20 protein-coding genes are annotated in these 21,206 nt (G+C 59.3%); 6 read left to right on the forward strand and 14 right to left on the reverse strand.

What is annotated here, in order from left to right:
- Positions 1-308: 308 nt before the first annotated feature.
- The 6 genes from B0E33_RS10665 to B0E33_RS10690 all read right to left on the reverse strand — a co-directional run bounded on the left by B0E33_RS10665 (position 309) and on the right by B0E33_RS10690 (position 5,777).
- Positions 309-1,409, reverse strand: coding sequence for a branched-chain amino acid ABC transporter substrate-binding protein (locus B0E33_RS10665; RefSeq protein ID WP_031268732.1), 1,101 nt, complete (start codon positions 1,407-1,409; stop codon positions 309-311).
- A gap of 146 nt (positions 1,410-1,555) precedes the next feature.
- The gene (locus B0E33_RS10670) at positions 1,556-1,924 is read right to left on the reverse strand and encodes a DUF6867 family protein (RefSeq protein ID WP_022999205.1); all 369 of its coding nucleotides are present in this window, start codon (positions 1,922-1,924) and stop codon (positions 1,556-1,558) included.
- A gap of 9 nt (positions 1,925-1,933) precedes the next feature.
- Complete coding sequence (locus B0E33_RS10675) at positions 1,934-2,665, reverse strand: ABC transporter ATP-binding protein (RefSeq protein ID WP_022999206.1); 732 nt, start codon at positions 2,663-2,665, stop codon at positions 1,934-1,936.
- A complete protein-coding gene (locus B0E33_RS10680; protein ID WP_022999207.1) occupies positions 2,662-3,507 on the reverse strand; it encodes an ABC transporter ATP-binding protein in 846 nt (281 codons plus the stop codon). The genes B0E33_RS10675 and B0E33_RS10680 overlap by 4 nt, the downstream gene beginning before the upstream one ends.
- Positions 3,504-4,838, reverse strand: a complete 1,335-nt coding sequence (livM, locus tag B0E33_RS10685; protein ID WP_031268733.1) for a high-affinity branched-chain amino acid ABC transporter permease LivM — start codon at positions 4,836-4,838, stop codon at positions 3,504-3,506. The genes B0E33_RS10680 and livM overlap by 4 nt, the downstream gene beginning before the upstream one ends.
- A gap of 3 nt (positions 4,839-4,841) precedes the next feature.
- Positions 4,842-5,777 carry an ABC transporter permease subunit gene (locus B0E33_RS10690; protein ID WP_022999209.1) on the reverse strand — a complete coding sequence of 312 codons (936 nt, stop codon included), beginning with the start codon at positions 5,775-5,777 and terminating at the stop codon, positions 4,842-4,844.
- A gap of 287 nt (positions 5,778-6,064) precedes the next feature.
- Between B0E33_RS10690 and B0E33_RS10695 the strand changes: the two genes are divergently transcribed.
- From B0E33_RS10695 to B0E33_RS10705, 3 genes are all read left to right on the forward strand, one after another.
- Positions 6,065-6,973 carry a substrate-binding domain-containing protein gene (locus B0E33_RS10695; RefSeq protein ID WP_228148080.1) on the forward strand — a complete coding sequence of 303 codons (909 nt, stop codon included), beginning with the start codon at positions 6,065-6,067 and terminating at the stop codon, positions 6,971-6,973.
- A gap of 46 nt (positions 6,974-7,019) precedes the next feature.
- Entirely contained in the window at positions 7,020-7,484 is a 465-nt protein-coding gene (gene tsaA / locus B0E33_RS10700) for a tRNA (N6-threonylcarbamoyladenosine(37)-N6)-methyltransferase TrmO (RefSeq protein ID WP_077291210.1), read from the forward strand.
- A gap of 99 nt (positions 7,485-7,583) precedes the next feature.
- A complete protein-coding gene (locus B0E33_RS10705; RefSeq protein ID WP_077291211.1) occupies positions 7,584-9,698 on the forward strand; it encodes a 3-hydroxyacyl-CoA dehydrogenase NAD-binding domain-containing protein in 2,115 nt (704 codons plus the stop codon).
- A 108-nt stretch (positions 9,699-9,806) separates the two neighbouring features.
- Here B0E33_RS10705 and B0E33_RS10710 read toward each other — a convergent pair whose 3' ends face one another.
- The 6 genes from B0E33_RS10710 to B0E33_RS10740 form a co-directional block, all read right to left on the reverse strand.
- Positions 9,807-10,835, reverse strand: coding sequence for a phosphotransferase family protein (locus tag B0E33_RS10710; RefSeq protein ID WP_156912385.1), 1,029 nt, complete (start codon positions 10,833-10,835; stop codon positions 9,807-9,809).
- A gap of 235 nt (positions 10,836-11,070) precedes the next feature.
- Positions 11,071-12,306, reverse strand: a complete 1,236-nt coding sequence (locus B0E33_RS10720) for an acyl-CoA dehydrogenase family protein (RefSeq protein WP_077291213.1) — start codon at positions 12,304-12,306, stop codon at positions 11,071-11,073.
- 9 nt (positions 12,307-12,315) lie between these two features.
- Complete coding sequence (locus B0E33_RS10725) at positions 12,316-13,302, reverse strand: NAD(P)H-dependent flavin oxidoreductase (RefSeq protein WP_055656990.1); 987 nt, start codon at positions 13,300-13,302, stop codon at positions 12,316-12,318.
- A complete protein-coding gene (locus tag B0E33_RS10730) occupies positions 13,296-13,793 on the reverse strand; it encodes a MaoC family dehydratase (protein ID WP_077291214.1) in 498 nt (165 codons plus the stop codon). The genes B0E33_RS10725 and B0E33_RS10730 overlap by 7 nt, the downstream gene beginning before the upstream one ends.
- Positions 13,794-14,612, reverse strand: a complete 819-nt coding sequence (locus B0E33_RS10735) for an SDR family oxidoreductase (RefSeq protein ID WP_077291215.1) — start codon at positions 14,610-14,612, stop codon at positions 13,794-13,796. It abuts the gene before it with no gap.
- Positions 14,602-16,230 (reverse strand): long-chain fatty acid--CoA ligase, encoded by a 1,629-nt coding sequence (locus B0E33_RS10740; protein WP_077291216.1) that lies wholly within the window; start codon positions 16,228-16,230, stop codon positions 14,602-14,604. The genes B0E33_RS10735 and B0E33_RS10740 overlap by 11 nt, the downstream gene beginning before the upstream one ends.
- A gap of 184 nt (positions 16,231-16,414) precedes the next feature.
- Between B0E33_RS10740 and B0E33_RS10745 the strand changes: the two genes are divergently transcribed.
- From B0E33_RS10745 to B0E33_RS10755, 3 genes are read left to right on the forward strand one after another with little or no spacing between them, the layout of a single operon-like run.
- Positions 16,415-17,362 carry a glycosyltransferase family 2 protein gene (locus B0E33_RS10745; protein ID WP_077291217.1) on the forward strand — a complete coding sequence of 316 codons (948 nt, stop codon included), beginning with the start codon at positions 16,415-16,417 and terminating at the stop codon, positions 17,360-17,362.
- On the forward strand, positions 17,352-18,413 hold the full coding sequence (locus B0E33_RS10750; protein WP_077291218.1) for a glycosyltransferase: 1,062 nt from the start codon (positions 17,352-17,354) through the stop codon (positions 18,411-18,413). The genes B0E33_RS10745 and B0E33_RS10750 overlap by 11 nt, the downstream gene beginning before the upstream one ends.
- A 37-nt stretch (positions 18,414-18,450) precedes the next feature.
- On the forward strand, positions 18,451-19,269 hold the full coding sequence (locus B0E33_RS10755; protein WP_167579523.1) for an FkbM family methyltransferase: 819 nt from the start codon (positions 18,451-18,453) through the stop codon (positions 19,267-19,269).
- 46 nt (positions 19,270-19,315) lie between these two features.
- On the opposite strand, the gene B0E33_RS10760 is transcribed toward B0E33_RS10755, so the two are convergent.
- On the reverse strand, positions 19,316-20,164 hold the full coding sequence (locus tag B0E33_RS10760; RefSeq protein ID WP_077291220.1) for an FkbM family methyltransferase: 849 nt from the start codon (positions 20,162-20,164) through the stop codon (positions 19,316-19,318).
- A gap of 122 nt (positions 20,165-20,286) precedes the next feature.
- Positions 20,287-21,150, reverse strand: a complete 864-nt coding sequence (locus B0E33_RS10765; RefSeq protein WP_167579524.1) for a hypothetical protein — start codon at positions 21,148-21,150, stop codon at positions 20,287-20,289.
- Positions 21,151-21,206: the final 56 nt, after the last annotated feature.

The raw sequence follows: 21,206 nt of genomic DNA on the forward strand, positions 1-21,206 counted from the left end.
TTAATATTTTGCAGCGCGGTATGAAGCCGTATTTTTTACTCAAGAAGAAGCGCCCGAAGAAAGAAATATCTTTTTCCGGGTTCGGCAATCTTTACTACACAACGATGTTCTTTGTTGTGCCTCTAGAAGAGTTTCGCGCAAGCCAACTTGCACCAATAGCCGTAGAACGTCACGGAATGCTCTGGCTGCGTCATGCGGAAAATAGCGCGACAAGGGAGCCGCGAGCACCGTGCGGGCAACAAAAAACCCCGCCCGGCAACTGCCGGACGGGGCCTGACGCTAAGCATCAACCTTGCAGCGTATACGGCTTATTTGTAGTCGTACTGGCCGTCTTTCCACTCGTACCAGACGTAGCCCGGCAGGGTGACGTCGCCCTTGTCGTCAAAGGAGAGGTCGCCGAGAACGGTCTTGAAGTCGCCGTCGTTTAGGGCGCCGACAACGTCGTCATACTCGGTGGAGCCGGCAGCTGCGGCAGCTGCTGCCCAAGCCTGGATGGCGGCGTAGGTGTAGAGCGCGTAGCCTTCAGCGGTCTTGCCGGCGTCTTCAAGCGCCTTCACGACCGGAGCAGCTTCCGGGTTCTTGCGCGGGTCCGGAGAGAAGGTCATCAAAGTGCCTTCGCCAGCCGGGCCGGTGATCGACCAATATTCGTCGGTCACGAGTGCATCACCGGAAACGAGAACGGTGCTCATGCCCTGGTCGACCATCTGACGCTTCATCAGGCCGGCTTCGGTGTGGTAACCGCCGACGTAGAGAACGTCGATGTTTTCCGACTTCAGCTTGGAAACCAGCGCGGTGTAGTCCTTTTCACCGGCAGTGTAGGCTTCGTAGAGGGTTTCGTTCTTGCCGGCAGCGTTCATGACTTCCTTGGTGGCATCGGCGAGGCCTTTGCCATAGGCAGTCTTGTCGTGAACGATGGCGATGTTCTTGTCGCCGAATTCCTCTGCCAGATAGGTACCGGCAACCTGACCCTGCTGGTCGTCACGACCGCAAACGCGGAAGGTGCCCGGGCCCGGACGTTCGTCGGTGAACTTCGGGTTGGTGGAAGCCGGAGAAATCTGGACGATACCTTCTTCCGCGTAAACGGCGGATGCCGGGATGGAAGAGCCCGAGCAGAAGTGACCGGCCATGAAGACCACGCCCTTACCGACCATCTGGTTGGCAACGGCAACAGCCTGTTTCGGGTCGCAGGCATCGTCGCCCACTTCCAGCACCAGCTGTTCACCATTGACGCCGCCAGCTGCGTTGATGTCCGCCACGGCCTGCTCGGCACCGGCTTTCATCTGCGCGCCGAAGGAGGCGTACTGGCCGGTCATCGGGCCTGCAGTTGCGATCACGATGTCTGCAAAAGCGGCGGTGGACATGGCCACACCGGCAACTGCAGCAACGCTAGCCAAAAGATACTTTTTCATCATCAACTCCCCTGGTTCCAGTTATCTGGACCACTTGGAATGGAAGCCCGTGCTTCCGTTTTGGCCGGGCCAGGGACGATTCTTGTTGTTTTTCGTCCATTCCCAGCCGGTTCCCCATCGGTGCGGAAAACGCACCTCCGGAATTCTCAATCCTTGGCGTATTTGTCCGTCTGGCCGGTCTTCAACCGCCAACTGAAGGGACTCGTCTTTTCGTAAAGCCAGACATACTGCGTCGTCATCTGGTTGGTGCGTGTATACCGCCATCCCGCCAGGCCGATTGCAAGCAGAATGAGATAGTCTACAACCAGATAGTGCACCGATAGTAGCGTTCCGTCGAACAGGGCGAAGGTCAGGAACCTGATCGCCAGGCTCAACAGGAACACGAACCAGAACAGCACATAAAGCGGCCGCCAGGTGTTGGCACAGGCACGTCCCGTCATCCAGGCCGCGCCGCCGCCAAGGCAGCACAGCAGGACGAGAAACACACCGAAACTGGTCTGATAAAGAATACCCATAGCGCGCTCCTAGTGTCTTCCGCCTTCGAGGTAGGCCGCCTGCACGTCCTCGCGGGCGAGCAGTTCCTTGCCGGAACCCGACATGGTGATCTTGCCGTTCACCATCACGTAGGCCCGGTGTGCCAGTTTCAGCGCATGATAGGCGTTCTGTTCCACCAGGAAGACGGTGAGACCGTCGCTCTGGTTGAGATCCCGGATAGCATCGAAGATCTGTTTCACGATCAGCGGTGCAAGGCCGAGAGACGGTTCGTCCAGAAGCAGAAGACGCGGGTTGGACATCAGGGCCCGGGCGATCGCCAGCATCTGCTGCTCACCGCCCGAAAGCGTGCCGCCGCGCTGGTTCCGGCGCTCCTTGAGGCGCGGAAACAGGTCGAAGGCGCGCTGAAGTCCTGCTTCCAGATCGTGGTTGCCGGCCATTTCTGCACCCATGATCAGATTTTCCATCACGCTCATGCGCGGGAAGATGCGCCGCCCTTCCGGAGACTGCGCAATCGACTTGCGCATGATCTGGTGGGTGGGCATGCGGGTGATGTCTTCGCCATCGTAGATGACCTGGCCGGAGCTGGCCTGCGGCGTGCCGCAGATGGTCATCATCAGCGTCGACTTGCCGGCGCCGTTGGCCCCGATCAGGGAGACGATCTCGCCCCGGTCGACGGTCAGATCGACACCGCGCAGCGCGATGATCTTGCCGTAGTGGGTCTCGACGTTCCTGACTTCCAGGAGGTGGTTGGAGGTTGTCATATGCCGACCTCCTCTTCCACGGCGTCGACTTCTTCGTCCGGTACGCCCAGATAGGCGGCGATCACCTTCGGATCGTCCTTCACTGCGGCCGCCGTGCCGTCGGAGATCTTCTCGCCATAGTCCAGAACCACGACGTGATCCGAAATTTCCATCACAACGCTCATGTCGTGTTCAATCAGAAGGATAGAGGTGCCGTGCTCCTTGCGGATGTACTGCAGGAGCGCGTTCAGTTCACCACTTTCCTTGGGGTTCAGGCCCGCGGCCGGTTCGTCCAGACACAGCAGCTCCGGACCGGAGCACATGGCCCGGGCAATTTCCAGACGGCGCTGGTCGCCGTAAGGCAGGTCAGCGGCCGGGGCGTCCGCCCGGTCGATGAGCGCTGTCTTTTCCAGCCAGTAACGCGCCTTTTCGACTGCCTGACGCTCTGCCTTGCGGAAGGTTGCCAGACCGAAGATACCCGCAAGCGAATAGCCCGAAGCCAGCATCAGCGGATTGTGCTGCGCGACCATCAGGTTCTCCAGAAGGGTCATGCCGCCGAACAGGCGGATGTTCTGGAAGGTACGGGCGACCTTGGCTTTCGCAGAGATCTGGAAATCCGCCATGCGCTCGAGCAGGTAATGCTCGCCGTTGGTGCGGTTCATCACGACCCGCCCTTCGGTCGGCTTGTAGAAGCCGGTAACGCAGTTGAAGACGGTGGTCTTCCCGGCGCCGTTTGGGCCGATCAGGGCGGTAATGTCACCGCGCCCGACATTGAACGACAGATCGTCGATGGCGACCAGGCCGCCAAAGCGCATGGTCAGATGCTCGATCGTCAGGACGGGGTTTGTATCCCAGGAGCTCATCCGTGGCCCTCCTGAACGAGGTCGGCACTGATGCCCTTGGCCTTCTTGCCGCTGAGGGTTATCGACGGCATGCGGGTTGAGATGAGGCCGCGCGGTTTCCAGACCATGATGACGACCATCAGGAGCCCGAACACCAGCATGCGGTATTCTTCCAGTCCGCGGAAGAACTCGAAACCACCGATCATCACGACTGCGGCGATGACGACACCGATCTGGCTGCCGAGACCGCCGAGAACGACGATCGCCAGGATGACCGCGGATTCGATGAAGGTGAAGCTTTCCGGCGAGATGAAGCCTTGCCGGGTGGCGAAGAACGAACCCGCGAAACCGCCGAACATCGCACCGAGCGCAAAAGCGGTCAGCTTGGTGTTGGTGGTGTTGATGCCGAGCGAGCGGCAGGCGATTTCATCCTCGCGCAGGGCTTCCCAAGCCCGCCCGACCGGCAACTTGCGCAGACGCATGGTCACGAAGTTGGTGACCAGAGCCATGATCAGGATCAGGTAGTAGAGGAAGATGATGCGGTGAATGGAATTGTATTCCAGACCGAAGGTGTCGGCGAAGCCGCCCGGGCCGCGCTCGAATTCGATACCGAAGAAGCTCGGCCGCGGAATGCCGGAAATACCGTCCGGGCCACCGGTGAAGTCATACCAGTTGAGCAGGACCACCCGGATGATTTCCCCGAAGGCCAGCGTCACGATGGCTAGATAGTCCCCCCTGAGACGCAGCACCGGGAAGCCCAGGATGATACCCCAGAAAGCGGCCAGGATGCCGGCGAGCGGCAGACAGATCCAGAAGGAGAAGCCGAAATACTGAGCCAGCAGCGCGTAGGAATAGGCACCGACCGCGTAGAACGCGACGTATCCCAGATCAAGCAGGCCGGCGAGGCCGACCACGATGTTCAGGCCCCAGCCGAGCATCACGTAGGTGGTCACCAGAATGGCAAGGTCGAGATACTGGCGCGACCCGCGCGATCCATAGGCCGACATCAGCAGGAACGGCAGGACCACAGCCAGGATCAGAAACACCGGCATCGCGAACTTGCCGAGTTTGGCCAGGGGCTTGGCGCTCGGCAGGAAACCTTTCGCCGTTTCGGTGACAGGCTTGTCGGCCTTCCAGACGAACAGGTTGAGGAGCAGCCGCCCGCCGAAGACGATGGCGACTGCAATGGCAACGGCTGCCCAGCGGTATTCAATGCCGAGCTGACCGCCAAGGCCGCTTGCGACCTCGGCTTTCATGCCGATCAGGACACCGAACAGGGCAAGCGCGATCGCACCCCCGGCCGCCGCATCCTTGAGCGACACCATGAAGAGGTTCTCAGATTTTGCTGACATGGATCAGACCTTCTCCACTTCCGGCTTGCCGAGCAGGCCTTCGGGCATAAAGATCAGCACGATCGCCAGGATCGAGAAGGCGGCAACGTCCTTGTACTCGACCGAGAAATAGCCGGACCAGAAGGTCTCGATGAGCCCGATCAGCAACCCGCCGAGCATGGCACCCGGCAGCGAGCCAATACCGCCAAGAACCGCAGCGGTGAAGGCTTTCACGCCGGCCAGGAAGCCGATGTAGAAGTCGATCACGCCGTAGTAGAGCAGGAACATCAGACCTGCGACGGACGCAAGGCCTGCACCCATGACGAAGGTCAGCGAGATCGTCCGATCGACGTTGACACCGACGAGCGACGCCATCTTGCGATCCTGCTCGCAGGCGCGCTGCGCACGGCCTAGAGAGGTCTTGTTGATCAGGAAGGTGAAGCCGACCATCAGAACGACGGTCACCACGATGATCAGGATCTGCGTGTAGGACAGCTGCACGATGAAGCCGGTTCCGTCCGGTCCGCCGTCGCTCAGCGTGAAGCCGCCGGAGATCAGGGGCTGCAGAGGCTTGTTGCGCGCGCCCTGCGAGATCTGAACGAAGTTCTGAAGCGTGATGGAAGCGCCGATCGCCGTGATCAGCGGTGCCAGGCGGAAGGAGCCGCGCAGAGGGCGGTAGGCGATCCGCTCGACCGTCCATCCCCAGGCCGCCGTCAGGGCCATCGAAATGACCAGGACACCGATCAGCGCCAGAATGAGGAGCGCCACTGGCAGGCCTGCCGTGATGCCGAAAGCGACGATGAAGATCAGCGCGATGAAGGCGCCGACCATGAAGATGTCACCATGGGCGAAGTTGATCATCCCGATGATGCCGTACACCATCGTGTAGCCAATGGCGATCAGGCCGTAGATCGACCCTAGCGTCACGCCGTTGATCAGCTGCTGTAGAAAGTAATCCATATTCTTTTTGTTACCCCCGGAAGCCATTGCTGCTTCTTTGAACGAGGCATTTTTGCCTTCATTAAAGCTTCATTAGCAAGTCACGCGAGGTGAGACAATTCCTCTCGTATCCGGCAAAAGATAAAAATAAAAGATTTCCTCTTTTCGAACTTTGAGGAAATTTATTCCACTTTTTAAAAAATCAGGTCAGAAAAATCCGGCCCGGGCGGTACGGTTTCCTTTATCCGTCAAACCGACCAGGCGAAGTCTTTCCGGACAGTCTTGTCTCTCCGGAAGTTCCTCCGATAATGTCCCTTGAATCAATCATGGGCAACACCTTGCACGACACCGGCACACAGCAGCTTCAGTTCCTGACCACGAAGGAAGTGGCCGACCTTTTGCGGGTCAAGGAACGCAAGGTTTACGACCTTGCCGCCGCCAACGAGATCCCGCATCGGCGAATCACGGGCAAACTCCTGTTTCCCGCAGCCGAACTGCGGTCCTGGATCGAAGGTCCGACTGCCGCCGCGACACCGGAACGCCCGGGCGTTCTGGCCGGATCACACGACCCCCTGCTGGACTGGGCGGTTCATGCTTCCGGCTGCGGACTGGCCATGCTGTGCAACGGCAGCGCAGACGGTCTGAACCGCTTTGCCGCCGGAGACGCCGCCCTTGCCGGCCTGCATCTGCCGGAAGAAAACGGCTGGAATGTTGCGTCAGTCAGCGAACTGGGCCTGAAGGACGCGGTCTTGATCAGCTGGGCATCCCGCAAACGCGGCCTTCTGGTTTCCCGGGAAGCTGCACCGACTGTTCGATCCGTTGCCGATCTGAAAGGCAGGCGCGTTGCCATGCGCCAGCCGGGCACCGGCACTGCCCTCCTGTTTTCCAGATTGCTTGCCGATGCCGGTCTGAGCGAAGCAGATCTGACCACCGGCCCTGCCACCGCCCACACGGAAAACGATGCGGCGTCGGCCGTTGCCGCCGGTGAAGCCGATGCCGCGCTCGGCATCGAAACCGCGGCAAGACCTTTCAAGCTGGCCTTCGTGCCGCTGGCCGAGGAATGCTTCGACCTGCTTATCGATCGGCGCTCCTTTTTCACCCCGCCTGTTCAGATGCTGTTCGAATTTGCACGAACGTCAGAGTTCCGGGACAAGGCCGCGGCGCTCGGCGGTTATGACCTGGCCGACCACGGCTCCGTCCGCTGGTTGTCCGCTTGACCCGCGCCGCCTTCAGTGTTCGGGCATACATTCAGGAAAGACAACGATGAGCGATATCCGCCCGCATGAAATTTCGGTTCCAATCGAGGAACCGGACGATGCAAGGCTCTTCTTCATCGGCAGGATCCACACCCCTTGGAAGGACCGCAAGGATTGCCCGCGCCAGGGCAAGGTGGACGGACCGGAGTGCCGGATCGAGATTTTCGAGCCCTGGGTCCCGGCACTGAAGGGCATCGAAGAATACGACAGGATTGAACTGCTTTACTGGCTCGACAAGGCCCGGCGGGACCTCATCGTCCAGAATCCGGCACATAGCGACAACTTTTTCGGTACCTTTGCCCTGCGCTCGCCCGTCCGGCCGAACCCGATCGGCACCGTTCTGGCAAAACTCGTTTCCGTCGATGGTCCGAACCTGATCGTGCGCGGGCTTGACTGCCTCGACGGCACCCCGCTTATCGACCTGAAACCTGACCGCTGTGCTTTCACACCGAAAGCACCGCCGAAGGACTGAACACTTCACTTGCCCTCTTCGGTCACCTTGACAAGCTCTGCCCGGACCTGACAATCCGGCCCAAAATTCGCGCCCCGACTGGCGCCCTGGGAGGAATTCATGCCTACGGAAACCCCTGCCGGCGAAACCGGTATCAACGACGTCGTCTCGATCGAGATCAACGGCTTTGTCGGCCTGATCGCTCTCGACAATCCGCCGGTGAATGCTGCCTCCCACGCGATCCGCTCCGGCTTGTGGCAGGCAGTGGAAACCCTGCAGCAGACCGACGGCGTTGAGGTGATCGCGCTTTATGCGAAGGGACGGACCTTCATTGCCGGTGCCGACATTCGCGAATTCGGCAAGCCGCCGCTCGACCCGTGGCTGCCCGAACTGTGCAACTTCATCGAAAGCGCCTCCAGGCCGATCGTCTGCGTCCTGCACGGCACCACGCTTGGTGGCGGCCTGGAAGTTGCCATGTCGTGCCACGCGCGCGTCGCCTTGACGGAATCCAAGGTGGGCTTGCCGGAAGTGACGCTCGGCATTCTGCCGGGCGCCGGCGGCACCCAGCGTGCCCCCCGGCTTGCCGGTATCGCGACGGCTCTCGACATGATTACCAGCGGCAAGCCTATGGGTGCCGACGAGGCCCTGGCCAACGGCCTGATCGACCGGATCGTTGAAGGCGATCCGCGTGACGTTGCCCTCTCCTCCGCCAAGGATCTTCTGGCCGGTGATCTGCCGAACCGCAAAACGGGTGATCTGACCGCCGAACCGGATCCCGCCGCCATCGAGGCGATGCGGGCAAAGCTCGCCAAGAGCCAGCCGCTGCTGTTCTCGCCGCACAAATGCGTCGATGCCGTCGAAGCCTGCCACCTACCGATCCGCGACGGCATGAAGGAAGAGCGCCGGCTCTACGAGGAATGCATGGCAAGCCCCCAGCGGGCCGGCCTGATCCACGCCTTCTTTTCCGAACGCGCCGTCACCAAGATCCCCGAAGCCACCGCGACCGCGCGCGAGATCAACTCTGTCGGCGTCATCGGCGGCGGCACCATGGGCTCCGGCATCGCAACTGCCATCCTGCTGGCCGGCCTGCCCGTAACCTTGACCGAACGCGACCAGGACGGACTTGACCGCGGTGTTGCGACGATCACCAGGAACCTTGACGGTGCGGTCAAACGCGGCAAGCTTTCGGAAGCTGGCCGCGACGACATTCTGGCCGCAAAACTCGGCACCTCGACGGATCTTGGCGCGTTATCGGATGCAAATCTCGTCATCGAGGCCGTTTTTGAGGACATGGGCGTCAAGCGCGACATCTTCCAGACGCTGGACAAGGTCTGCAAGGCAGGCACCGTGCTTGCCTCGAATACGTCCTATCTCGACATCAACGAGATCGCCGCGACGACCTCCCGTCCGCAGGATGTCATCGGCCTTCACTTCTTCTCGCCCGCCCACGTAATGCGGCTTCTGGAAGTGGTGGTTGCCGACAAGACCGGCGACGACGTGGTTGCAACCGGCTTCGCACTGGCCAGGAAACTGAAGAAGATCGCCGTGCGCTCGGGCGTCTGCGACGGCTTCATCGGCAACCGCATCATGACCTTCTACAAGAAAGCCGCCGATTACATGATGATGGATGGCGCCTCGCCGGAACAGATCGACACTGCCATGCGCGGCTTCGGCTTTGCCATGGGGCCTTACCAGGTGGCCGACCTTGCCGGGCTCGACATCAGCTGGGCAGCCAACAAGCGCCGCGCCGCCACCAGACCCGCCGAGGAACGCTACATTCCGATTGCCGACTGTCTTTGCGAAAACGGCTGGTTCGGACGCAAGACCGGTCAAGGTTTCTACATCTACGATGATCAGGGTTCCCGGCCGAACCCGGAAGCGCTCGCGATCATCGACGCGGAACGGGAGAAGGCCGGTGTCACGCCGCGCAGCTTCACGGAAGATGAAATCGTCAGCCGCTTCATGACCGCGATGATTTCCGAAGCCGTGCGCGTTCAGGAGGAAGGCATCGCGCTTCGCCCCATCGACATCGACGCCGTCTTCCTCAACGGCTACGGCTTCCCGCGTTTCCGCGGCGGCCCGCTGCACACGGCAGATGTCATCGGCGCGGGTGAACTGGTTCGCCGGATCGAAGAGTATGCCAGGGAAGACGCCTACTACTGGAAAGTCCCGGCTCTCCTGCGGGAGATCGCCGAAACTGGTGGAACCTTTGCGGAGATGAACGCGAAGGGGTGACCAAGGGTGGCAAGCCGCGCCGCTGCGCGCGGTGTTGATGGATAAAAGCATACGCCACCACACAAGATGTCACCCCGGACGAGCCTCTTGCGGCTTTCTGGAGGGAGTCTAGCCTTGCCGGGCCGCCTTCAAGCCGCCAGCGGCGTAGTGCGGAACGCTCTCGCCCAGCTTCAGACCGAGCTCCGGATTGGAGGCATTTCCGTCGAGGGCGCGTTTCTTGACGCCCTGCAGGATCGCCCCCATGCGAAAGAAGGCGAAGGCCAGGTAGAAACCGAAACCCGGAATGCCGGTGAGCCCCATGCGGGCGCAGTATGCGTCGATGAAGTCCTGGTCTTCCGGAATGCCCAGCGACTTCCGGTCAACGCCGGCCAGCCCCCGGCCTTCGGTGCCGGGCGGGTGCTGCCACTGCATGATCAAGGCTGCCAGGTCCGCAAACGGATGGCCGATGGTCGACAGTTCCCAATCGAGCACGGCAACGCAGGCTGGCCCATCTACTGCGAACAAGAGGTTGTCGATGCGATAGTCGCCATGCACCAGCGTGCGCCGTCCGTCGTCTTCGGGCACATTGGCGTCTAGCCAGGCAATGAGTTCGTCCATCGCGGGAATAGGGCCGGTTTCACTTGCCCGGTATTGCTTGGTCCAGCGGTCGATCTGGCGGCGGTAGTAATTCCCGCCGGGGCCGTAGTCGGCAAGCTCGCGCGCTTCCAGATCAATCCCATGGATGGCCGCCAGGACGCGGTTCAACTCGTCATAGATGCCGCGCCGTGTTTGCGGATCCAGATCCGGCAATCGCGGTTCATCGAAATTGCGGCCCCGGACGAGATCCATGACGTAGAACGCAGACCCGATCACGCTGTCGTCCTCGCACAGGACATGCATGCGTGCGACCGGCACATCCGACCCGGCCAGCGCCTTTTGCACACGGAACTCACGCTCGACCGCGTGCGCTGATTTCAGCAGCACGCCGGGTGGTTTGCGGCGAAGGACATAGTCACCAGACGCTGCGCTGAGCCGGAACGTGGGGTTGGACTGCCCCCGGTTGAACTTCTCGGCCTTGAACGGGCCCTTGAAGCCGGGAAGGGCCCCTTCCAGCCAGCTACCTAAGGCCGTGAGGTCGAGGTCCGTGCCCAAGGTCATGAGCGGGATGTCCGTGTGGTGAAACCCATTCCTTGAACCAGTCCATCGGCCGTTGTCTTCCTCACCTCCTCATCCTGAGGAAGCGCGCAGCGCTGTCTCGAAGGATGGGCGGCAAACTCTGGAGCAAGGGGCCCATCCTTCGAGATGCCGCAAGGGCGGCTCCTCAGGATGAGGAGGTGGAGAGGTAAGGCGTCGTGGCGGTCGCTCCTGATAGAAACCTGAAGAAAGTCCATCCTCAAAGCTTCCCGTTGGAATATTTCCGCAGCTCCGTGCGCGCAACCTGGCGACGGTGGACGGCGTCGGGACCGTCGGCAAAGCGAAGAGTGCGCAGGTGGGTCCACATGGCCGCCAACGGAAAGTCCTGGCTGATGCCGGCGGCGCCATGCACCTGCATGGCCTCGTCGACCACCTTCAGGGCGGTGAGCGGTGCCACCACCTTGATCTGGCTGATCCACGGCTGCGCGGCGCGGGTGCCCTGCGTGTCCATCACCCAGGCTGCCTTGAGGCAGAGCAGACGGGCCATTTCAATTTCCATGCGCGCATTGGCGATGATGTCGTAATTGGCTCCAAGATCCATCAGCTTCTTGCCAAAGGCCTCCCGGCCCATGGCACGTTTGCACAGAAGTTCCAGCGCCTTTTCCGCCTGGCCGATGGCCCGCATGCAGTGGTGAATGCGGCCCGGACCGAGGCGTCCTTGTGCAACCTCGAAACCCCGACCTTCACCCAGCACGAGGTCTTCCTGCGGCACCCGCACATTGGTGAAGCGGATATGCATGTGGCCGTGCGGCGCATCGTCGGCGCCGAAGACATGCATCGGCCGCAGCACTTCGATGCCCTCGGCATCCGCCGGGATCAGGAACATGGAATGGCGGCTGTGCTTGTGGGCGGCCGGATCGGTTGCGGCCATGACTATGTAGAGCGCGCAGCGCGGATCGCCCGCACCCGTTGCCCACCACTTGTCGCCATTCAGCACCCAGGCATCGCCATCGCGCACAGCCGTCAGCGCGATGTTGGTGGCATCCGAGGAGGCAACATCGGGCTCCGTCATCAGATAGGCCGAGCGGATATCGCCCCGAAGCAGAGGCTTCAGCCACTTTTCCTTGTGAGCCTCGGTGCCGTAACGCTCCAGCACTTCCATGTTGCCCGTGTCGGGGGCATTGCAGTTGAAGACTTCCGCGGCAATGCCGACCTTGCCCATTTCCTCGGCCAGATAGGCGTATTCCACGGTCGTCAGGCCGAAGCCTTTTTCGCTGTCCGTCAGCCAGAAATTCCAGAGCCCGCGTTCCTTGGCCGTGGCCTTGAGGCTGTTCAGAATTTCAAGCTGGCGCTCCGTCATCCGAAACCGATCACCGGAGGGATGACGGCCGACTTCCTCGTGATATTCCCGGTCGAGAGGGGCGATTTCGGTTTCCACCATCTGGCGCACCTGCTCGATCAGCGGCCGCACCCGTTCGGTCATTCCAAGATCCATCACTTCCCCCTAACAGATATCGGCACGCAGCCGCTCAATGGCGGCGCGGTATTCGGTTTCCAGGCGCTCGACCACGGCGGCTGCCGGCCCGACGGACTTGATCGCTCCGATGCCCTGGCCAGCGCCCCAGATTTCCCGCCAGGCCTTCGGCTTGGGACTGTCGTCCGGCATGACGCTGACATCCCACTCGTCCGGCAAATGATCGGGATCAAGACCGACCTTGCGAATGGAACCTTTCAGGTAGTTGGCCGGATGTCCGGTAAAGAGCGAGGACGTCAGCACGTCCTCGGCCCCGCCTGCGACCATCATGTCCTTGTAGGTCCGGTCCGCGTTGGCTTCCTCCGTCGCAACGAAAGGCGAGCCGACATAGCCAAGATCGGCGCCCAGAACGCGGGCCGCCAGCAGGGCTTCGCCGGTGGAGATGGCCCCGCCCAGAAGTAACGGGCCGTCGAACCATTCCCGGATCTCGCGCACCAGCGCGAAAGGCGACTGCGGGCCACCGTGACCACCTGCCCCTGCCGCGACCGCAATCAGCCCGTCGGCGCCTTTTTCGACGGCCTTTTTTGCGTAGGTGTTGTTGATGACATCATGCAGGGCGATACCGCCGCAGGAATGGGCCGCCTCGTTCACTTCGACCCGCGCGCCCATGGACGTGATCCAGACTGGCACCTTCCACCGCGTGCAGATCTCGACATCCCGCTCCAGTCGCTCATTGGACCGGTGGACGATCTGGTTGACCGCGAAAGGCGCGGCAGGCCGATCCGGATTTTCCTGGTTGTGCCGGTCCAGCGCTTCGGTGATCTCCTTCAGCCAGGCTTCCAGAACAACCGGACCGCCAGGCTCGTCCCTTGCGTTGAGGGCCGGAAAACTGCCGACAATCCCGGCCTTGCACTGGGCGATCACCAGCTTCGGACAGGAGACGATAAAGAGTGGTGCCGCAACAGCCGGAAGCCTCAAGCCCTGCAGAGCCTTGGGAAGGGATCTTGCCTTCAACATGATTTGTCCGCCTCTCCTTCCAGATAGAACCGGTTGAGCCATTCGGCGACCAGCGCAGGCCGCTTGCCGTTCTCGATCTCCACCGTCGACTGCCAGACGATATCAACCTCTTGCGGTTTCGGCCTTGAAAGACGGGCGAGGACAAACCGCCCGCGGACCCGGCTGCCCACCTTTACGGGTGCAAGAAAACGCACCTTGTCGAAACCGTAATTGATGCCCATCGTTGCGCCATTGATCTTCGGCTGGGCTTCAACCCCCATCGCGGAGAGGAGCGACAGCGTCAGAAACCCGTGCGCGATCGTACCTTCGAAAGGTGTTTCCGCCGCCCTTTCAGGATCAACATGGATGAACTGGTGGTCCTGCGTCACCTCGGCAAAAGCGTCTATCCTGGCCTGGTCGATCAGGTACCAGGAGGACACGCCGACCTCCGTTCCGACAAGCGTTTCCAGCTCGCTTGCGGCAAGGGTGCGTGACAGCGTATCAGTGCTCACTCAATAGGCCTCCTGGAAGAGGTCTGGCCCGGTTTCCACATTGATACCGCCGCTGATGGGCAGAATGGCGCCGGTGATATAGGCCCCACCTCGCCCGCACAGATATTGCATGGCAGCTGCGATATCCTCCGGCCGGCCGACACGGCCGAGTGGCACCTGGGCTCCCACACGCGAGCGGACATCCTCGTCCGCCGTTGCAAAGGCCGTCATGTTGCTGACGAAAGGTCCCGGGGCCAGCGCATTGACTGTGATGCGCCGTTCCGCCAGCTCCTTGGCAAGGATCCGCGTCAGATGATGAACAGCAGCCTTGGAGGCCGCATAGCTGTAGGCCCTGTCGCCATGGGCCGTTTCCCCCATGACCGAGCCGACGTTGACGACCCGTGCAGGATTGTCGTCGCTCGCGCCAGCTTCCAGAAGCGGCAAAAGGCCTTGCGTCAGCTGGAACAACCCGGTGACATTCACCCGCATCACCCGTTCCCAGGCGTGATAGGGAAAGTCGCCAAGCGGCTGGCCCCAGCTTGTGCCGGCATTGTTCATCAGAATTTCCAGGCTGCCGGTGCGCTTGCCGATTTCGCCCACCAGCGCCGCAACACCTTCTTCCGTTGCAACGTCCCCGGCAAAGCCTTCGGCCTTTCCCGAATAGCCGAGCGCGTTCAGCTCTTCGGCAGCCCCCTGGCAGGCTTCCAACTTGCGGCTGGCGATCATCACCCGCGCACCCGCGGCCATCAGCCCCTCGGCGGCCATGCGGCCGACCCCGGTCGCGCCACCCGTGACCAGTGCCGTTTTGCCGCCAAGGCCGAACAAGTGATCAGGCGTCATGCGGTGCCTCCGGGAACTGTTTTCTTAAGGTGAGTTTCGACACCTTGCCCGTTGCCGTCATCGGCAATGCATCGACGAAGACGACGTCATCCGGCACCTGCCACTTGGCGACCCGTTCCGCCAGATGGCAGAGGATCTCCTCCTTCTGCGGCTGCGCTTCCTCCGACGGCTGAACGATGAGCAGCGGACGCTCGTCCCACTTGGCGTCGGGTACCGCGATCACCGCGCAATTCGCCACGCCCGGATGAGACATGACGATGTTTTCCAGATCGAGCGAGCTGATCCATTCGCCGCCCGACTTGATGAGGTCCTTGGAACGGTCCGTGATCGTCAGGAAGCCTTCAGGACTGATGGCGGCGATATCGCCGGTGCAGAACCAGCCTTCCTTGTCGAACACGGGTTTCGAGGCTTCCGGATCCTCGTAATAGCCGGAAGTGATCGTGTTGCCGCGCACATAGAGATGGCCCGGGGTCGTTCCGTCATGCGGCAGGCGATTGCCGGCATCATCGACGATCTTCATGTCGACACCGAAGATCCGCCGCCCCTGGCTCTGCTTCCTGTCGATACGCTGGTCGAACGGCAGATCCGCCATCTCCGGCGGCAGGTTGCACTGGGTGCCGAGCGGGCTCATCTCCGTCATGCCCCAGGCATGGCAGACATTGACGCCCTGTTTTTCGAAAGCCTCGATCAGAGAGCGCGAGGCAGCCGATCCGCCAACGACGATATCGCCGAAGCCTTCGGGAATGCGGCCGCGCTGGCGGATCTCGTTCATGAGACCTATCCAGACAGTCGGCACACCCCAGGCGGAGAAGACCTTTTCGCGGTCCATCAGGTCGAACAGGCTATTGCCGTCCAGTGCGCCGCCCGGAAAAATCAGGCTGGAGCCGGAAAGCGGCGCGCCATAAGGCAGGCCCCAGGCATTGACGTGAAACAGCGGTACCACCGGCAAGATGCGCGAGCCCTCGTTGAGGACCCGGGGTATGGTGACACACATGTCGTAGGCATGCAGCACCGTGGAGCGATGCGAATAGAGCGTGCCCTTCGGATTGCCTGTCGTGCCGGAAGTGTAACAAAGCCCGGCGGCCTGATCCTCGTCGAAATCCGGCCAGTCGATTTCACCCGGCTGACCGTCAAGGATTTCCTCGTAACAGAGCACACCTTCCAGTGTCGTTTCAGGCATATGCGCACGATCCGTCATGATGACGATCCGCAGATCTGCCGGAAAATGCGGCCGCAGCTTTTCAACGATCGGCACGAAGGTGAGATCAACGAACAGCACCCGGTCCTGGGCGTGATTGACGATATAGATCATCTGTTCCGCTGAAAGCCGCGGATTGATGGTGTGGCAGATGGCACCGATGCCGGAAATTGCATAATAGAGCTCGAAATGGCGGTAGCCATTCCAGGCAAGTGTCGCCACCCGGTCGCTTTCAGCGATGCCGAGTGCCTTCAGGCCATGTGCCAGCCGGGCGATCCGGCCGGCGGTTTCCTTGTAGGTGGTGCGGTGAATATCGCCTTCCGTCCTCACGGACACGATCTCACCGGCCGGATAGGTATCCGCCGCAAAGGTGATGAGGTCCGCGATTTTCAGCGGACGGTGCATCATCATTCCCTTCATGTGTTTCCTCCCAGAACACGGCCGCTTCATACGGTCCCTCAAAGGGTTGAAGGAGAAGCCTAGCGCGCGGCTGACGCGCTGGAAAGGTCAATTTCCTCGGATGGCTTTTCCCGAAACCCTTTGACAGCGGCAGGCACATGCGCCAAACCCTGCCCAACCCAAGAGGAATGGTTGAGACCCCTTCATGACCCAGAAACTGGTCATTGCCGTTTGCACCGCGCAACGGCCGAAAATGCTGCAGGCGTGCCTGGATAGCCTCGACAATCTGATTGCGCCCGCGAACACGCAGATGACGATCGTCGTTGTGGAAAACGATCCCGTGCCGCATTTCACAGGTGCTGCAGCAGAAGATGTGAAGAAGAGGCTGTCTCTGCCGGTTTTCTTCCATCACGAAAAACGCAAGGGCATCCCCTTTGCCCGCAACACGGCCTTGGACGCGGCACTGGAACACGCCCCGGACTGGGTGGCGCTGATCGATGACGACGAACGCGCGGAACCGGACTGGATCGAGAAACTTCTGGCCGCCTGCCTGGAACACAAGGCCGAAGTCGCCAACGGGCCCGTGCGCCGGATTTATGAAAAACCGGCACCGCACTGGTGGAAATCGCAGCTCCTGAAGCCGCGGCCGACCGGCTCGATCATCACCGAAGCGCCGACCAACAACGTGTTGCTGAGCGGCCGTATCATCGCGCGGAACGGTCTTGGCCTGCGGTTCGACGAACGCCTGACCTTCGGCAGCGAGGATATCGACTTCTTCCGCCGCACCCACGCGGCCGGCGCAAAGATGATCTGGGTGGATGATGCCTTTGTCGAGGAGGACATTCCGGCCTCGCGCGTCACCACCGGCCGCCTGCTGAGCCGCATGCACATGGCGGCAACCTCCGGCGCGTTCAACATCGTGCTGCGCGAAGGCCGGCTGAAGGCCGCCCTGCATTTCATTCCCAAAAGCCTGCGGCGCATGTTCTTCGGCCTGCTGGCGACAATCGTCGGTTTCGTGCTGAAACCCTTCGCCAGAAAGCGCGGCGAGAAACTCTTCTACTATGGCCTGATCCGTCTCATGAAAGGCTCCGGCAACCTGCGCGGACTTCTGGGCCGGGCGCATAACTACTACGATGTGATCGATGGTCACTGACACGCAGATGCAGCCGAAAAAACTCGCGCACATTCATCTTGGCGTTGATGGCGGGGCAGAACGGTTCTTCGTGCGCCTGACAGGCGCCCTTGCCCGGCGGGGCGTGGAGCAGATCGCTTTCATCCGAAAGGACCGGCCCTGGCGCGATGACCTTGCCAGACACTGCGATGTGCGCGAGATGACCTTCAGCCGCTCGCACCTGAAACGCCATGTCATCCGCTGGGACATTGCCCGCCAGATCAGGGCATTCGGCGCGCGTTCCGCCATGGGCTGGATGAGCCCGGCCAGCAAATGGATGCCGAAACCCGGCCCCAACATGCGCACCTTCCTGCGCCTTGGCGACTGGCCGGACGGCTTTCACACCTATGGCAATGTCGAGGACCTGATCGGCAACACGCCGGAGATCATCCGCCAGGCCATCGAAATGGGCTGGCCTGCGGAACGTGCCCATGTGATCAGCAACTTTGTCGATCCGTTGCCCGCGGATCTGAAGCCGGTCGACCGGGCAGACTACAACACGCCCGAAGACGCCACGGTGCTGATCCACCTCGGCCGCTTCGTCGAACGCAAGCGCTTCGATCTTGCCATTCAAACGGTCGCCGGCCTGCCGGAGACCGTTCATGCCTGGCTGATCGGCGACGGCGAACTGATGTCCGACATGAAGGCGCTGGCATCAAACCTCGGCGTTCAGGACCGTGTCCACTTTCTCGGCTGGCAACGCGACCCCTCGCCTTTCCTGAAAGCTGCCGATATCCTGTTGTGCCCGACCGACGAAGAACCGCTCGGCAACGTTGTCCTGGAAGGCTGGACCGCCGGACTGCCCGTTGTCGCCACCGCCTCGCCGGGCCCAAGCTGGCTGATTGACCACGGCAAGACCGGGCTGCTGTCGACCTGCGGGGATGTCGACGGGCTGGTGGGGTCGGTCAAACAGCTGCTCAGCACGCCGGATCAGGAAAATGCATTGGTTGAAGGTGGCAAACGCCGCCTGGAAGGCCAGTTTTCCGAAGACGCCATCTGCAAGACCTATTCCACACTGCTTTTCGAGAGCTGATACCGATCACCGCAAGGCAACCCACGCAGGCGCGAACATGAAAAAGAAAAAAAGATTATACAATTTCATCGTCCGTCACCCGAACCGGCACACCTTCGCAAAGCTTTTCAATTGGTATGTCACCTTCTCGAATGCGCTGCGGAGCAAGAAACGCTGGAACATCAAGGTTGTTTCAGATGAGCCGGTCTTCCGCGTTCGGGACGATAAGGGCCAGGAGATCTCCTTTCTTCACAGCGAGCGCGTCGGCTTCTACCGTTACGGTGTTCAACCGAGAACCAAGGGTCTTCTGGACGACTATTTCATCGACCCGGCAACGATTTCAGACGGCGACGTGGTCATCGATTGCGGTGCGAACATAGGCGAGATCGGCCTCGGATTGCGCCTTGAAGGCAAATCCGTCCGCTACATCGCCTTCGAACCCGGCCGCGACGAGGCAGCCTGCTGCCAGCTCAACAACCCGGATGGAGTTGTCGAACAACGGGCCCTCTGGCACGAAAAGACGACGCTCAAATTCTACGAAAAGTCGGACACGGCCGACTCCTCTCTGATCGAGTTTTCCGGCTACGGCTCTATTGTCGAGGTCGAGACGACCACACTCGATGACTACTGCGCAGAAAATGACATCCGTTCAATCAAACTACTGAAGATCGAAGGCGAAGGGGCAGAACCCGAAATCCTCAAAGGTGCTGCAAAGATCCTGGACCGCGTCCAATACATCTGCGTCGACTGCGGCCCCGAACGCGGCCTCACCAAAGAACCCACACTGCCAGCCGTGTGCCATTTTCTGGTTGAGCGGGGGTTCAGGTTTGAAAAGATTTCAACGAAGAGACTGACTGCGTTGTTTGTGAGAGACTAGCGAACCAGGCCCCGGTGAACTACCGGTCGAGGCCAATTGCTCAACTCTAATATTCTTGAAGTATTTTTTTAACCCATTCCTTTTCCTCAAGGTCATAAACAAGAACGTCATAGTAGTATATCGTTCTCGTTTCCTGCTCTTTATTTTGCCTATCAACATATTTAAACATTTCTTCGACTGTATAAATATTATCCGTTGAACAAATTACAGCGCCAAAATTGTCAAATACGGTAATATATCCATAGCCCATCTCAAATAAATTTTTCAAGAGAAGCAGATAGTCTTTCATTTGATCGGTTTCTTGAAAATGACATTCAAAAAACAGGAGTGGTTTCTTGTCCAGCAGTTCACCCGCTGATGAAATCACATCGTGGTCAAAACCATCAACGTCAGACTTGATTAAACGAGGCGCCGGCAAGTCAGGGAACTGGCGTACTAACTCAGACAAGGGCCTGGTCGGCACACCACCATTGCCCATCACCGCATGTTTGGTACCATGCTCGCCGGAAAGTTCAGCGTAACTTCCAGTTTTACCGACGAGTGCTTTCGCTAATTCAACTAAAGCTTCAGGAATATCGTTTTTTATAGACAACAAGTTATTTTGTAAGTAACCAAAAAACTCATCATCTGCTTCAATACATAACACGTGAAGATGTGGGTTCCCATCCAGTATTGACGCTAGTGTATCACCGACATTTGCTCCTACGTCGATGACAACATCACCCGCGTCCAGATATCTGGCTAGGTGAGGCAGAAACCTATCGTAGTTTTTGTGTTTGCTTTGATAGGCGGGCAGTCTGTGTCCAGGCGGCAAGCTAATGTTGATGTTGCCGATCTGATACCTGATCGGCCCTTGTTTTTTCACGGATTTTGATCTGCGAAACGGATTTTTCAATTTTACGCTTCCCGCCTTTGATGCTCACCTTCTAAAGGTTGAAAGGCATCAGTCAATCCGAAAACATAGTTTTTCCATCTATGTGAAACAATACTCCTGCGCCACAAGCCACATGTAATCCATCAGAAATTTTTAAGAATAGGGAAAAACTTCTTCAATCTCTTTTTTATCTTCTCTTTTGCTCTCGTTGTAAAACCATATTCCTTATCTCTTTTTGCAAGTATCGGATAATTTTTCAACACCTCCCAATCGGGCTGCTTCGTATTTGGCTGCGGGTACCAATATTCGTAGGCCGACACCGTGCTGACCCCCCGAAGCTTTGCAAGCACTGAAAAAATGGATTGATCATGTCTGTGTCCCTTGAAACCTGGAAGATTTTCAGATTTCGAAGGCGTGTCGTCAATGTTGCCAAAATCTTGCTCGAATACAGCTTTCCATTCCTGCAGAATTGAATGAGCTGTTTCGCAGTTTCTAAAGAAAACTATTCCTGCGCCGATTGATTGACTATTAATTACATCTAAACAGTCTCGCACTCCAAAATAATCTAGCACATCACCCTTCGTCCAATATTTTTCTCGTAAGTCTGGAAGCCATCGACCGTCGTAAGGAAATGGCGGTTCGGGCTCTCGCGCCTGAAATGCAAGTATCCCTGCATTTGAGGCCTCCACCATTGCAAAATATTCCTTTAAGCGCCAGAGACCACGTGGATTCAAATGGCATCCCGCGTCCACATAGAGAAGGGTGTCATTTTCAGGCAACTGTTTGAGGGTCTGAGTTATTATTTGCGGCTTCCAACACCAATAACCAAATCCTCGAACGTTTACCTTTAGTTTCTGCCTAAATTTCTCACGAAATTCACTATCTAAGTCCTTTTCGCTGCAGCTAAAAATATTATCGAAATACCTTAGATCTTTCGCCTGTAATACTATTCGCCTCGACGATCTACTCATATTAGAGCTTGCGAAAGTAAGTAAATTCGTCCCCATGCGACTAAATTCTCTTCTCGATCGTGGTGCCAATTTATTAGATTGAATCTGATCGT

It is taken from the genome of Roseibium algicola, from assembly GCF_001999245.1.
GTDB lineage: Bacteria > Pseudomonadota > Alphaproteobacteria > Rhizobiales > Stappiaceae > Roseibium > Roseibium algicola.